Origin of the sequence: Streptomyces sp. NBC_00385 (assembly GCF_035917155.1) — a bacterium.
GTDB lineage: Bacteria > Actinomycetota > Actinomycetes > Streptomycetales > Streptomycetaceae > Streptomyces > Streptomyces poriferorum.
Genome location: NZ_CP107951.1, coordinates 7,557,924 through 7,571,927, shown reverse-complemented (window position 1 = coordinate 7,571,927; position 14,004 = coordinate 7,557,924). Strand labels below are relative to the sequence as shown.

At 72.9% G+C, this 14,004-nt stretch carries 13 protein-coding genes; all 13 read right to left on the bottom strand.

Annotated elements, in window-relative coordinates; genetic code table 11:
* Positions 1-24: 24 nt before the first annotated feature.
* The 13 genes from OG959_RS33750 to OG959_RS33690 all read right to left on the bottom strand — a co-directional run bounded on the left by OG959_RS33750 (position 25) and on the right by OG959_RS33690 (position 14,002).
* Positions 25-966 (bottom strand): 3-oxoacyl-ACP reductase, encoded by a 942-nt coding sequence (locus OG959_RS33750; protein WP_326664571.1) that lies wholly within the window; start codon positions 964-966, stop codon positions 25-27.
* Between the two features lie 98 nt (positions 967-1,064).
* Complete coding sequence (locus OG959_RS33745; protein ID WP_326664570.1) at positions 1,065-1,880, bottom strand: 2-keto-4-pentenoate hydratase; 816 nt, start codon at positions 1,878-1,880, stop codon at positions 1,065-1,067.
* Complete coding sequence (locus OG959_RS33740; protein WP_326664568.1) at positions 1,873-2,730, bottom strand: MaoC/PaaZ C-terminal domain-containing protein; 858 nt, start codon at positions 2,728-2,730, stop codon at positions 1,873-1,875. The genes OG959_RS33745 and OG959_RS33740 overlap by 8 nt, the downstream gene beginning before the upstream one ends.
* A complete protein-coding gene (locus OG959_RS33735) occupies positions 2,727-3,908 on the bottom strand; it encodes a lipid-transfer protein (protein WP_326664566.1) in 1,182 nt (393 codons plus the stop codon). Before OG959_RS33735 ends, OG959_RS33740 begins: the two co-directional genes overlap by 4 nt.
* Complete coding sequence (locus OG959_RS33730; RefSeq protein WP_326664565.1) at positions 3,905-4,351, bottom strand: MaoC family dehydratase; 447 nt, start codon at positions 4,349-4,351, stop codon at positions 3,905-3,907. Before OG959_RS33730 ends, OG959_RS33735 begins: the two co-directional genes overlap by 4 nt.
* Positions 4,348-5,466 carry an acyl-CoA dehydrogenase family protein gene (locus tag OG959_RS33725; RefSeq protein ID WP_326664563.1) on the bottom strand — a complete coding sequence of 373 codons (1,119 nt, stop codon included), beginning with the start codon at positions 5,464-5,466 and terminating at the stop codon, positions 4,348-4,350. Before OG959_RS33725 ends, OG959_RS33730 begins: the two co-directional genes overlap by 4 nt.
* Positions 5,466-6,434 (bottom strand): bifunctional MaoC family dehydratase N-terminal/OB-fold nucleic acid binding domain-containing protein, encoded by a 969-nt coding sequence (locus tag OG959_RS33720; RefSeq protein WP_326664561.1) that lies wholly within the window; start codon positions 6,432-6,434, stop codon positions 5,466-5,468. The genes OG959_RS33725 and OG959_RS33720 overlap by 1 nt, the downstream gene beginning before the upstream one ends.
* Positions 6,431-7,597, bottom strand: a complete 1,167-nt coding sequence (locus OG959_RS33715; RefSeq protein ID WP_326664559.1) for an acyl-CoA dehydrogenase family protein — start codon at positions 7,595-7,597, stop codon at positions 6,431-6,433. The genes OG959_RS33720 and OG959_RS33715 overlap by 4 nt, the downstream gene beginning before the upstream one ends.
* A gap of 43 nt (positions 7,598-7,640) precedes the next feature.
* Entirely contained in the window at positions 7,641-9,296 is a 1,656-nt protein-coding gene (locus OG959_RS33710; protein ID WP_326664557.1) for an AMP-binding protein, read from the bottom strand.
* A 207-nt stretch (positions 9,297-9,503) separates the two neighbouring features.
* Entirely contained in the window at positions 9,504-10,265 is a 762-nt protein-coding gene (locus OG959_RS33705; RefSeq protein ID WP_326664556.1) for an SDR family NAD(P)-dependent oxidoreductase, read from the bottom strand.
* 13 nt (positions 10,266-10,278) lie between these two features.
* Positions 10,279-10,926 carry a PaaI family thioesterase gene (locus OG959_RS33700; protein ID WP_326664554.1) on the bottom strand — a complete coding sequence of 216 codons (648 nt, stop codon included), beginning with the start codon at positions 10,924-10,926 and terminating at the stop codon, positions 10,279-10,281.
* Positions 10,923-11,813: a MaoC/PaaZ C-terminal domain-containing protein gene (locus OG959_RS33695; RefSeq protein ID WP_326664553.1), complete on the bottom strand. Its 891-nt coding sequence runs from the start codon at positions 11,811-11,813 to the stop codon at positions 10,923-10,925. The genes OG959_RS33700 and OG959_RS33695 overlap by 4 nt, the downstream gene beginning before the upstream one ends.
* A 2-nt stretch (positions 11,814-11,815) precedes the next feature.
* On the bottom strand, positions 11,816-14,002 hold the full coding sequence (locus OG959_RS33690) for an acyl-CoA dehydrogenase (RefSeq protein ID WP_326664552.1): 2,187 nt from the start codon (positions 14,000-14,002) through the stop codon (positions 11,816-11,818).
* Positions 14,003-14,004 lie beyond the last annotated feature (2 nt).

Below are 14,004 nucleotides of genomic sequence, written 5' to 3'. Positions count from 1 at the left end.
GGGCCGGCCGGGCGCGCCCGCGGTTCAGCGGGTCTGCTGCGTCCCCGTCGTATCGAGTGCGGCGACGCCGTAGGCGGCGTAGGTCCGGTGCGGGTCGCGGCCGCGGAAGTACCCCGTCAGCTGCTCGTCGAGTTCGGCCGGTGTGAAGGTGCCGTCCGCTGCGGTGAACTTCTGCTCCACGGTGGGCGGGGCGAGCAGCGCGACCATGTCGCCGTAAACGACGAAGACCTGCCCGTTGATCTCGTCGGCGGCCGGTGATGCCAGGTGCCCGACGAGGGTGGCGACGCGCTCGGGGGCCATGATGTCGAGGCCTCCCGGTGCGGTCGCGCCCTCGCCGAAGGCCTCGGCCGTCATAGCGGTGCGGGCCCGGGGGCAGATCGCGTTGGCGCGTACGCCGTAGCGGGCCAGGCCCTGCGCGGTGGCGAGGGTCAGCGCGGTGATGCCCGCCTTGGCGGCGGAGTAGTTCGGCTGGCCGGGGGACCCGAACAGGAAGGCCTCGGACGAGGTGTTGACCACGCGCCCGTAGACCGGGGCGCCGGAGGCCTTGCTCGCCGCGCGCCAGTGGACGGCCGCGGCGCGGGAGACCGCGGCGTGCCCCTTGAGGTGGATCCGCAGGACGTCGTCCCAGTCCGACTCGGTGAGGTTGAACAGCATCCTGTCGCGGAGGACGCCCGCGTTGTTGACGACGATGTCGAGGCTGCCGAAGCTCTCCACGGCGGCCTCGACCAGCCGGTCGCCCATGGACCATTCCCCGACGTCTCCGGTCACCGCCACGGCCCCGGTGCCGAGCGACTTGATCTCCGCTGCCACGTCGTCGGCCGCCGGGCCGATGTCGTTCACCACCACGTTGGCACCGAGCGCCGCGAGTGCCAGTGCCTCGGCGCGGCCGAGCCCCGCTCCTGCACCGGTGACGACGGCGGTGCGCCCCTGAAGGGTCTTCGCCGAGGGGGTGTGCGTCGCGCTCATGCTGCCTCATTCCGTGTTCCGTCGATCCGCTGGATACGCGGGCGCACCCCGGGGAACTGCCGCCGGGGTGCGCCACACACAGAAAACTAGTATTGATTTCAGTTCTTGGCCGGGACGTGTCCCGTTGAGTGGGCGAAGGCGACGGAGACGGACCCGAGACCCTCGAAGTCGGCCCGGTAGGTCTCCCCGGGCCGCACGTCGACGGCCTTGGTGCACGACCCCGGCAGGATCACGTGACCGGCCTCCAGCCGCACCCCGAAGGACGCGACCTTGCGGGCCAGCCAGGCCACGGCCTCGGTGGGGTCCCCGAGCACCGCGCTGGTGTTGCCCCGCGCGATCTCCTCACCGTCCCGGTGCAGGACCGCCTCGATGCCGGCCGGGTTCAGGTCGGCCGGCCGCACCCGGGCCGAGCCGAGGACCACCCCGGCGGACGACGCGTTGTCGGCGATGGTGTCGGCGAGCCCGATCCGCCAGTCCTTGATCCGGCTGTCGATGAGTTCGAGGCTCGGGACGATGTACTCGGTGGCTGCCAGGACGTCCTCGGTGGTGCACTCCTCCCCCGGCAGACTCCGGCCGAGTACGTAGCCGATCTCGACCTCGATCCGGGGGTAGCAGTAGCGGTCCGCCTCGACGGGGGTCTCCTCGGTCAGCACCATGTCGGAGAGCAGATGGCCGTAGTCCGGCTCGTCGACGCCCATCATCCGCTGCATGACCTTCGAGGAGAGGCCGACCTTGTGCCCCCGGACGGTGCGTCCCCCGGCCAGTTGGCGGCGGATGTTGATCAGCTGGATCTCGTAGGCGTCGCTCGCGTCGATGTCCGGCCAGGTGGTGGTGAGCGGCTCCACGGGGCTGCGGTCGCACTGTGCGGCCCACAGCAGCGCGGCGGCCTCGGCGCGCCGGTCGGGTTCAGGCATCGGGGTTCTCCGTCCGGTCGGGGGTGGTGGTACGGAATCGGGCCCGGCCGCCGGTGAGCACCGCACGGCCGTCATGGGCCGTCGCCTCGAAGCGCGCTCCACGGTGGCCCGGACTTTCGCCGCCCGGCGCGTCGGCCCAGCCGGCCAGAGCGAGCCGGTCGCCGGGGAAGGCCGGTGCGGCGAACCGGGCTTCCAGTTCCACCAGTTCGGCCGGGTGCGCGCCGAGGGTGCCGGCCAGGGGCAGCAGGCTCGCGGCGAGCGTGCACAGCCCGTGCAGGAACGGCCGGTCCATCCCGGCCGCCTTCGCCGCTTCGGGGTCGATGTGCATGGCGTGCCGGTCGCCGAGCAGTCGATAGAGGGCCGCCTGCCGGGCGTGCGTGAAGACGGTGAGGGCGTGTTCGGCCGGCCGGTCCGGGCGGCGCGGGGCGGACGGGCCGCGTGCGCCGCCGAAGCCTCCGCAGCCCGGCGCGAAGATCGACCAGGTGGCGGTGAAGCGTTCGCAGGACACCTCGACGTCGAAGACGGCGGCGGCACCCTTGTCCCGGACGCCCGCGACCCGGGCCGTCGTGGTCAGCTCGCCGGCCGGCTCCAACGGGCCGTGTACGAGAAGGTGCTGGCCGCCGTGCACGGCCGTGGTGACATCGAAGGCCCCCAGCGCACCGAGCGCGTCGGGCGCCCACTGGGCCAGGGTCAGCGCGAAGGTGGGCAGCACCCGCAGCCGCTCCTCGTACACGAGGTCGAGCCGGTCGGCGGGGGCGCCGACCGCGAGCGCGTACAGGATCGCGTCCCGCTCGGTCCAGGAGACGGTACGGGTGCCGAGTTCACGGCCCTCCCACGGCGACGCGGTCATCGTTCGGCTCCCAGGATCAGACCGCTGGTGGGTACCCCGGTGCCGGCGGTGACCATGACGTGGTCGGCCTTGTCCGGCTGGTTCACCGAAGTGCCGCGGACCAGCCTGACCCCTTCGGCGACGCCGTTCATGCCGTGCAGATACGCCTCGCCGAGCTGCCCGCCATGGGTGTTGAAGGGCAGCCGGCCGCCGAGTTCCAGGTGGCCGTCGGCGATGAAGTCCTTCGCCTCCCCCGGCTTGCAGAAGCCGAGTTCCTCCAGTTGCGGAAGGACCAGTGGGGTGAAGTGGTCGTAGAGCACGGCCGCGTCGATATCGTCCGGCCCGAGACCGCTCTGCTCGTACAACTGCCGTCCGACCAGCCCCATTTCGGGGATTCCCGTGATCGTCGGCCGGTAGTAGCTGGTCATCATGTGCTGGTCGGCCCCCAGCCCCTGGGCCGCGGAGCGGATCACCGCGGGCGGGTGCGGCAGGTCGCGCGCGCGTTCCGCGGAGACGATCACCAGGGCCTGGCCGCCGTCGGTCTCCTGGCAGCAGTCCAGCAGCCGCAGCGGTTCGGCGATCCAGCGGGAGTCCCGGTGGTCCTGGAGGGTGATGGGACGGCCGTGGAACCAGGCGGCCGGATTGTTGGCCGCGTGCTTGCGGTCGACGACGGCGACCCGGCCGAAGTCGTCCGTGGTGGCGCCGAATTCATGCAGATAGCGGCGGGCGAACATCGCCACCCACTGGGCCGGGGTGCTCAGTCCGAAGGGGGTCATCCACGCGTATGCCGCCCGGTCCGCGGTGGTGTCCATGGGGCGGGCGGCCTGACCGAGCCCGTAGCGCTCGCCGGATCGTTCGTTGAACGCCCGGTAGCAGACCACCACGTCCGCGACCCCGGTGGCCACGGCCATGGCCGCCTGCTGCACGGTGGCGCAGCCGGCTCCGCCGCCGTACCCGATGCGGGAGAAGAACGTCAGGTCGCCCATGCCCGTGTTGCGCGCCACGTGGTTCTCGGCGTTGGTCTCCGCGGTGAAGGTGACAAGACCGTCCACGTCGGACGGTTTCAGGCCCGCGTCCGCGACAGCGGCGAGCACCGCCTCGCAGGCGAGCCGGAGTTCGCTGCGGCCGGAGTTCTTGGAGAACTCGGTGGCACCGATCCCGGCCACGGCCGCGGCACCCGACAGCGGTACGACGCTCATCGGTCCTCCCCCGGAAGCTGCACCGAGACGCTCCCGGTGACATGGGCACCCAGGCTGTTGGCGCCCGTGACCGCGATCTCGACGCGGCGGTCGGCGTCCGACTTCGCGGTCACCGTTCCGGTGAGCACCATCGTGTCGCCGGGGTGGTTGGGGGCGCCGAGCCTGATCCGGATGGCCTTGACCACCGAGGCGGGCCCGGCCCAGCCGGTCACGAACCGGTCGACGAGGCCGTTGCTGGTCAGGATGTTCATGAAGATGTCCTTGGAGCCGCGTTCCCGGGCCAGTTCGGGGTCGTGGTGGACGTCCTGGTAGTCGCGGCTCGCCAGGGCGGTGGCGACGATCAGGGTGCGGGTGACCGGGACCGGCAGCTCGGGGAGTACGTCGCCCACGGCCACCGACGCGTAGGTACGGGAGTGCGGGAGGGCGGGAGGGGCCGCGGTCACGAGCTCACCGCCGCGTCGGCGAGGAGGGCTCCGAGACGTTCCAGGTCGGCGCCCGCGCCGCCCAGGGTGGTGGAGATCTGCTTGCCCCACAGGAAGTGCCGGTGCACCGGGTAGTCGATGTCGACGCCGATGCCTCCGTGCACGTGCTGGACCCGGTGCACGGTGTTCAGACCCCCTTCGGTGGCCCACCACTTGGCGACCAGCGCGGCCCGGTCGGCGCAGGCCGCGTCGAAGGGTTCGGCCGTCGCGTCGACGGCCTGCCAGAGGGTGACCCGCATCGCCTCGATGTCGATGTAGCAGTCGGCGAGCTGGTGCTGAACGGCCTGGAACGTGGCGAGCGGACGCCCGAACTGCTCCCGTTCGCGCAGATGCCCGGCCGCGTGGCCCAGCGCGCCCTCGGCCACGCCGGTCTGGACGGCGGCCAGGGCGATGAAGGCGGTCCGCACGAGGTGCGCGGCGGCCCCGTCACCGGGCGTGCCGACGAGCTCCGCCGGGGCGTCGTGCAGCGTGAGGTGGGCGCTCATGTCGTGGCTGGTCGTCTCCGCGTACTCCCGGCTCACGCCCGGGGCGTCCGAGGCGACGAGGAAGACGCCCGGCCCGGCCCCCGTCGAAGCGGTCACCAGGACATGGCGCGCACCGGCGGGAGCGGGGACCACGGCCTTGACCCCGGTCACGCACCACCCCGGTCCGTCGGCGACCGCGGCCGTGCGGGGCGTCAGGGGCTCGGCGGCACCGAACTCCTCCAGGGCGACGGTCAGCCGGCCGGTGCCGTTCATGAGGTCCGGCAGCAGCCGCGACCGCTGCGCCCCGGTGCCGTACGCCGCGACGGTGAGCGCGCCGGTCAGCGCGGGCCACAACGGCAAGGGGGCCACGCACCGGCCCTGTTCCTCCAGGAGGACGCAGAGGCCCGCCGTCCCGAGGCCGGCTCCACCGTCCTGTTCGGGCAGGACCGCCGCGAGCAGCCCGGCCGTGACGAGGTCCGCCCACAGCGGTTCGTCGACGCGGCTGGCCGAGGTCTCCACCTCGCGCAGCCGCTCGGGCGTGACGCGGTCGGCGAAGATCTCGCGGGCCAGGTCGCGGACCGCTTCGAGCTCTTCTCCCAGGGAGAAATCCATCAGGGCGCCTCCGTCGGGGCGGGCCGGAACACCGGCAGGGTCAGGTCGGGGTCGGCGTCCAGCCAGTCGAGGACGACGGGCATGCCGACGGTGACCTCGTCGGGGGCGATGCCGGTCAGGTTGGTGATGAGGCGTGTGCCTTCGGCGAGTTCGACGACGGCGACGAGGTACGGCGAGTCGAACGCGGGGTGCCGCGGATGGTGGTTCACGACGAAGCTGTAGACGTGACCGCGCCCGCCGGCCTCGACCGTGTCCCACTCCAGGGAGCCGCACTCGGGGCAGCACGGCCCCGGAGGATGACGCGGCACGGAGCACGCGGCACAGCGCTGGACGAGCAGCCGGTGCTGCCGCGCGCCCTCGAAGAAGAAGGCGTTGTCCCGGTTGACGGCGGGGCGCGGGCGCAGGGCAGGGGCGGGGGACACGGCCTTCGCCGGCACGGGCCGGAATCTCAGGGTTCGCCAGCGCTGCGTCGCGACCGTCTCGCCGTGCTGATCGGTATAGGTCTTCAGGGTGGTGACGAACCGTCCGGTACCGAGCCCGGTCCTCTTCTCCGCCGAGACCGACTCGACACTCTCGCGTACGGCGATGTGGTCCCCCGGCGTCAGCTCCCGCAGGAACGTGAACTCGGAGTCGGTGGCCACCACGGAGGTGTAGCCGCCCTCGTCGAGGAGGGCGACGAGCTCGTCGAAACCACCCGGCCCCCCGGGCTGCGGGGCGGCCGTGGCCGCGTATCCGCGCATCGTCCAGGCCTGGACCATCGACGCGGGTGCGACGACCCCCGCGCGGCCGGTGGCGCGGGCCGCTTCGACGTCGGTGTACACCGGGTTGGTGTCGCCCATCGCCTCGGCCCAGTGCCGGATCATCGGCTGGTTGACCGGGTCCTGCGCCGGTGTGGGAGGCCGCAGTTCGCGCCCGGTGAACGCCCGCAGCCGCTCCTCGTACCCCGGCTGCCGGCCGTACCCGGTCATGCGCCACGCCCCTTGCGCGGCAGCCCGAGTCCCTGGGTCGCGACCATGTCGCGCAGGATCTCGTTGACGCCGCCGCCGAAGGTGTTCACGATGCCCTGCCGGGAGAGCTGTTCGACCTGCCCGGCGAGGGCGGCGCCCGGCGACTCGGGCCGGATGCGGCCGGCGGCGCCGAGGATCTGGGTCAGCCCGCGCTGGACGGCGATATGGGTCTCGGTTCCGTAGGCCTTGGCGGCTCCCGCGTCGGCTCCGGTGAGGGCGTCGCGCGCGACGGCGGACGTCATCTTCCAGTTCATCAGCCGCATCGCCTCCAGCCGGGCGTATGTGCGCGCGAACTCCTGCCGCACCCATGGAATGTCGGCGGTGCCGTTCTCCCGGGCCCACTCAAGGACCCGTTCCCACAGCTGGATCATGCGGCCGCCGAGTGCGGCGAGGCCGATGCGTTCGTGGTTCAGCTGAGCGGTGATCAGCCGCCATCCGCCGTCCACGCCGCCGACCACGTCGGTGGCGGGTACGCGCACCCCGCTGTAGTACGTCGCGGTGACGACCAGACCGCCGACGGTCCGGATGGGGCTCCAGGAGAAGCCCTCGTCGGCGGTGGGCACGATCAGGATGGAGATGCCCTTGTGCTTGGGGGCGTCCGGATCGGTGCGGGCGGCGAGCCACACGTAGTCGGCGGTGTTGGCGCCACTGGTGAAGATCTTGCTGCCGTCGACGACGTACGTGTCGCCGTCCCGGACCGCGCGGGTGGTCAGCGAGGCCAGGTCGGTGCCCGCCGCGGGCTCGGTGTAGCCGATCGCGAAGACGATGTCGCCGGAGAGGATGCCGGGCAGGAACCGCTTGCGGTGCTCCTCGGAGCCGTAGGCCATCAGGGTCGGGCCGACGGTGTTGACCGTGACGAACGGGAAGGGCAGACCGGCCCGTTGGACCTCGTCGAAGAAGACGTACTGGTCCTCCACCGACCGGCCCTGGCCGCCGTACTCGGTGGGCCAGCCGATGCCGAGCCAGCCGTCGGAACCGAGCCTCTTGACGACCTCCCGGAAGCGGTCGCCGCCCACGCCCTCCTCGCCGACGCGACGGCGTTCGTCCTCGGGCATCATGCCCGCGAAGTACGCCCGAAGTTCCCGCCGCAGCTCCTGGTGCGCGGCGCTCTCGCGCAGTTGCATGTGTGGTTCTCCTCGCTCGGTGCCGCTGAAGTCTGTCGCCGCGTCAGGGGAGGAATCGAGCACGCCCGTTGGCCAGGAACTCCGCGCGCAGCGCGGCCTTGTCCCCGCCGGTCATCGGCGCGTACGCGGGCCGGCCCCGGCCCGCCCAGCGGTACACCGGGTCGTCGGTGCGCCAGCCGTCGAGCTGCATCTCCTTCTTGCGCAGCTTGTTGGAGCCGGTGGTCGGCAGCGCGTGGGAGACACGGACGAAGCGGGGGGTTCCCTTGGTCCCCAGGTCCTCCTGGCGCTCCAGGAAGCCGGGCAGGTCCAGGTCCTCGAAGCGGGCGTCCTCGGCGATCTCGACGGCGGCCATCACCTGGTCGCCGGAGCGCGGGTCGGGTACGCCGAACACTCCGGCGGCCACGACACCGGGGTGCCTGCGCAGGACGCGTTCGGTGAGCAGGGCCGAGATGTTCTCACCGTCGACACGGATCCAGTCGCCGGAGCGGCCCGCGAAGTAGAAGTAGCCGGCTTCGTCCACGTATCCGAGGTCGCCGGTCCAGTACCAGCCGTGGCGGACGCGTTCGGCGTTCGCGGCCTCGTTCTTGTAGTAGCCCTCGAATCGGGCGGCGCCCTCGGTGTCGACGATCTCCCCGATGGCCTCCTCCGGGTTGCGCACCCGGCCGTAGGCGTCGAGTACGGCGGGCGGGCAGGTGGTCCGGTCCGCGGGGTGCACGATCCGGACGCCGTCCCGGGCGGGCATGCCGAGCGCACCCGTGGGCGCGTCGGGGACCCGCTTGAGCATGCCGGCGCCCTCGCTGGAGCCGTAGCCCTCGACGAGACGGCAGCCGAAGCGGTCCAGGAAGCGGGCCGCGTCCTCCGGGGAGGCCTCGGTGCCGAAGGCGTGGGTGAGCCGGTTGTCGGCGTCGGCCGGGGTCTCGGGGCGGGCCAGGATGTAGCCGATCGCCTTGCCGACGTAGGTGAAGAAGGTGGCCCCGAAGTGGGTCACGTCGGGGAGGAATCCGGAGGCGGAGAACTTGCGGGTGAGGGCGATCGTGGCGCCGGCACTGAGTGCGGGGGCCCACAGCGCCATCAGCGCGTTGCCGTGGAAGAGCGGCATCGGGCAGTAGCAGGTGTCCTCGCGGGTGATGTCGTACTTGGCGCTGTTGGAGGCGCCGAGCGCGGCGAGCCGGCCCTGTGAGCAGAGCGCCGCCTTGGACGTGCCGGTCGTGCCGGAGGTCAGGAGCAGCAGCATCCGCGTGGCGGCGGTGAGCTCGGCGTCCGGGGCGGGCAGCCGGGGGTGCGCGGCGAGGCGCTCCCCGTACTCCGGTGTGTCGACGACGAGGAAGCGGTCCGGGTCGACGCCGATGTCCAGTCCGTCGAGCAGGGCGGCGCCCGCCCGGTCGGTGATGATCACCTGGCAGTCGGTGTGCCGCACCTCCCGTTCCAGTTCGGCGCCGCGGCGGGTGGGGTTGATGCCGACGACGGCCGCGCCCGCGAGGGCCGCGGCTCCCAGCCAGAACACGTACTCGGGTTCGTTGTCCAGGAGTACGCCGATGTGGAACGGTCCGTCGGTCCGCAGTTTCCGGGCCCAGGCGGCGCGGGCCGCGCTCTCCTCGACGACCTCTCCCCAGGTCCAGCTCCGTTCACGGGTCAGCAGGCCCGGGTGGTCGTCCCCGGCCCTGGCGAGCAGCAGGTCGGCAATCGTCTCGTGTGGCAACGTCGGTCCCTCTCACCCGGTGGCCGGGTCTGCCGGTGTCGGTACGGGGGCGGGTCGCACGGCGCGTCCCGTGGCGGGGGCGGCGCGTCCCGTGGTGGCGGGGGCGCGTTCGGTGGTGATCGTGGCGCCCGGCGTGGCGACGCTAGCCGCGGGCGGGACGGCCCGGTCCGGGCCGTCCCGCTGACCGGGAGGGCCGTCCCCGCCCGGTCAGCCGAAGTTGGCCTGGCCCCCGTCGAGGGGCACGGTGGCGCCCGTCAGATAGCGGGCGTCCGGGCCGCACAGCATCGCCACGGCCCGGCCGATGTCCTGTTCGCAGTCGCCCACGTACCCGAGCGGGATGGACGCGCAGAACTCGGCGGCCTCCTCCGGGTGGGCGGCCTGCCAGCCCGCGTAGGCGGGCGAGACGGCGTGCGGGGCGATCGCGTTGACCCGGATGCCGTCGCGGCCCCATTCGTTGGCGGCGGTCCTGGTCAGCGAGCGCAGCGCGGACTTGGCCGCCGCGTAGGCCCCGTACGTGCTCAGGTCCCAGCGGACCATGGCGGACGTGACGAGGTTGATGACCGAGCCGCCACCGTCGCGCTTCAGATACGGATGCGCGGCCTTCATGAAGGCGAACGCCGCGAACGGGGCGCTGTTGAAGCCCCGTTGGAACTCCTCGTCGCTCAGCGAGAGGAGTGGTCCGTAGCAGCCGGAGTAGGCGTTGTTGACCAGGATGTCGAGCGAGCCGAAGCGCTCGGCGACGTCCTCCACCACGGGCGGGATGCGGTCCGTTTCGAGTACGTCGAGGACGAACGGCTCGGCCCTCGCCCCCCGCTCGCGCAGCAGTTCACAGGTCGTCTCCAGCTTCGCCGCGGTCCGTCCGAGGACGGCCACCGAGGCTCCTTCGGAGGCGAGGGCCAGGGCGATGCCCTGGCCGACGCCCTGGCCGGCGCCGGTGATGACCGCGACTCTCCCTTCGAGGTTCCCCATGGCTCTGCCCTCCTCAACTCGGCCTGGGAAGCTGCTTGTTGATGAACAGGCCTTCCGCGGTGACGCAGGTACGGCCGCCGGCCCGGATCTCGCCGACCGTACGGATCCGCGAACCCTCCACCGAGACCTGGCGCCCGATGACCGTCAGCGGCTCGAACAGCGGGGTGGGCCGCAGATAGCGCAGGGTCAGTTCCGCGGTCATCCCGGACGGGCCGCCCCAGTGGTTGGCCACTCCCAGCGTGTGGTCGAGGAGCAGCGCCGAGATCCCGCCGTGCACATGGCCGGGCGGGCCCTGGTAGGGCAGGTCGAGCGTGACGACGCCTTCGACGGAGCCGTCCTCCTTGCCGTGCAGGTGCAGCGGGGGTGCGAGGGCGTTCTCGGGGCCGGTGACGGGGTCGTGCCGGGTGACGCCCTCGCCGCGCCACATCCCGGCGAGGCGGTCCTCCATGGAGGGTGCCTTCGCGGTGAGCCCGTCGGCGACGGCGTCGAGGCGGGCGGCGATCTCGTTCATGTCGGCGCCGGTGGCGTCGCCCGCGCGCAGCAGGGCGGTGACCACCCGGCGGGCCGCGGCGACCGCCATGTCGACGCCGTCCTTGTGCGGTTCGGCGACCAGACGGGGGCCGGTGACCGGTGCGGTGCCCTCCTCGCGGGCGCTGCTCATGCCGTCACCGTCGCCGTGGCGTGGGTGAGCACGGGCGCGGCGTCGCGCTCGGGGCAGCCGGCGTGCAGGACGAGACGCTGCGTCCCGTCCTCGGCCGGTTCCTCACGCCATACGGAGGTGGTGAGGGACTCGCCGGGGACGAGGGGGCCGGCGAAGCGCACGGTGAGGCCGGTGAGCCGGGTGACGTCGCCGTCGAGGAGGCCGTCGACGAGGGCCTTGCAGACGAGGCCGTACGAGGCGAGCCCGTGCAGGATCGGCCGGTCGAAGCCCGCCGCCCGCGCGAAGTCCGGGTCGGCGTGGAGCGGGTTGAGGTCACCGTTGAGCCGGTACCACAGGGCCTGCTGGGGAGTGGTGGTGGAGGTGAGCACGGTGTCGGCGGGGCGGGCCGGCGCCGCCCACTCCTCCGCCGGGCCGGGCTCTCCGCCGAAGCCGCCCGCGCCGCGCGCCCAGATGCGGGTGGTGGACGTCCACAGCGGCTCGCCGTCGGGGCCCGTGGCGGCGGACTCCAGGACGATGAGGGCGGCCCTGCCCTTGTCCCACAGCTCGGCGACGCGCGAGGTGAGCGTCGCGGTGCCCGAGGCCGGCAGCGGCCGGTGGACCTCCAGGCCCTGGCCGGCGTGGAGCACGGCCCTCAGGTCGATGTCGACGCCGGGCAGGTGGAGGCCCGGCGGGTCCGCCTCGCCGGCCGAGACGCCGGAGCCGGCCACCATCGCGAAGGTGGGCAGCACGCCGAGACCGTTCTCGTAGGTGAGGTGCAGCTCGGGCCCGGTGGCCGCGTCGGCACCGGCGCCCAGGCTCAGGTGGTACAGGAGCACATCACGGGTGGTCCAGTGGATCTCGCGGACGGACGGGTCCGCGGTCAGCGCCTTGTCGCGGTCGATGGACATGGTCAGCCTCTCTCGGTGGGCTCGGGGTCGCGGGGCAGGCCGAGCATGCGCTCGCCGATGATGTTCAGCTGGATCTCCGTCGTGCCGCCGGCGATGGACAGACAGCGGGCGTTGAGGAACTGCCAGGTGGGGTCCAGGCGTTCGCCCTCGCCGGTGAGCGCGGCGGCGCCCTGCCACTCCATGCAGGTCTCCCAGACCCGCTGCTGGTGTTCGACGCCGAGCAGTTTGGCGACGGACGCCTCGGCGCCGGGCTGCTGCCCGGAGACGGTGCGCAGTGTGGTGCGCAGGGCGAGGACGCCACCGGTCTGGGCGTCGCAGAGGTGGCCGCCGAGCGTGGTGAGCTGTTCGTCGTCGAGGCCGTCCGACGCGGCGGCGATCTCCAGCAGGGCCTCGGCGCCGGAGCCGACCGAGTCGTGGGAGAGGGCGACGCGTTCGTTGGCGAGCGTGGTCCGGGCGAGCTTCCAGCCGGCGCCCGGGGCACCGACGAGCAACTCGTCGGGGATGAACACCCCGTCGAGGAAGACCTCGTTGAACTCGGCGTCGCCGGTGATCTGCCGAAGCGGCCGGATGTCGATCCCGGGGCTCTTCATGTCGAGGAGGAAGTAGGAGATGCCCTTGTGCTTGGGCACGTCGGCGTCGGTTCGGGCGAGCAGGACACCCCAGCCGGCGAGGTGGGCCATGGACGACCACACCTTCTGCCCGGTGATCCGCCAGCCGCCGTCCATCTTCTCGGCGCGGGTGGTGAGCCCGGCGAGGTCGGATCCCGCGCCCGGTTCACTGAACAGCTGGCACCAGACGATGTCGCCGCGCAGGCTCGGCGCGAGGAAGCGTTCCTGCTGAACCGTGTCGCCGTGGGCGATGAGCGTGGGCACCACCCAGCCACCGATGATCATGTCGACGGGGGTGAGGGCGGCGGCCTGGAGCTCCTCGGCGATGACGAGCTGGTCCACCGGTCCTGCGCCCTTGCCCCAGGGGGCCGGCAGGTGGGGCGCGGTGTAGCCGTGGTCGGCGAGGTGGGTGAGTCGGTCCTTTCCGTCCAGGGCCGCGGCGTGCCGCAGTTCGGCGCGGATGTCCTCGCGTACGCCTTCGGCCTCGGCCGGCAGCTCCACGCTCAGGGTGCGGCGGGTGCCGTCCAGGGTGAGACGGGCGACGCGGCGGCGCCAGGCGGCGGCCGGGCCCAGCGCGATCCGGAGGGTCTGGGCGCGACGCAGCGCGAGGTGCGCGTCGTGCTCCCAGGTGAAGCCGATGCCGCCGAGCACCTGGATGCAGTCCTTGGCGACGGAGAATCCCGCGTCGACAGCGACCGCCGCGGCGACCGCGGCGGCCAGCGAGGCCTCCGGCCGGTCCACGACATCGTGCGCGCGGGCGGCGTCCCAGGCACAGGCACGGGCCTGTTCGGCCTGCGCCAGCATGCGGGCGCAGCGGTGCTTGACGCCCTGGAACTGGCCGATGCGCCGGCCGAACTGCTCCCGTACTCCCGCGTATTGTGCGGCGGTGGTCACGCAACGGTCGGCGAGGCCGGCGGATTCCGCGGCGAAGAGCGTCGCGGCGAGGTCCCGCGGCACCCGAGGGTCGAGGTCCAGCAGGTCGACGGCGGGGACCGGAACCGACCGTACGGTCACGCGGGACGAGCGGCGGGTGAGGTCGTGACTGCGGACGTCGGTGGTTTCCGCGGCGGCCCGGGGTAGCACCAACCAGGTGGTCCGGCCCTCGTCGGACGCGGGCAGCACGAACACGTCGGCGAGCTGTCCGCCGATGACGAGGTCCGAGGTTCCGGTGACGGTGACGGTGCCGTCGGCGGCGCGGGTCAGGGCGAGGGTGCCGGGCGCGAGGCCCACCGCGCCCAGGGTGGTACCGGCGGCGAGCGCGGCGAGGTGCGTCCGGTGTCCGGCGGCGTGCAGGACGGCGGAGGCGAGCGTCGTCGGCAGGAACGGTCCGGGCGCTGTCGCCCGGCCCAGCTCCTCGGTGACGACGGCGAGTTCGACGAGGCCGTACCCGGCGCCGCCGTCCTCCTCCGGCAGATGCAGCCCGAGCAGGCCCTGGCCCGCCAGGCCGCTCCAGTGGGCGGGCAGGGTCTCCTTGTCGGCGTCGGCCGCCGCGCGGAGGATGTCCTCGGTGATGTGCCGGCCGGCGAAGGCGCGTACGGCGTCGCGCAGGTCGAGGTGCTCCTGGGTGAGTCCGATGGTCATGG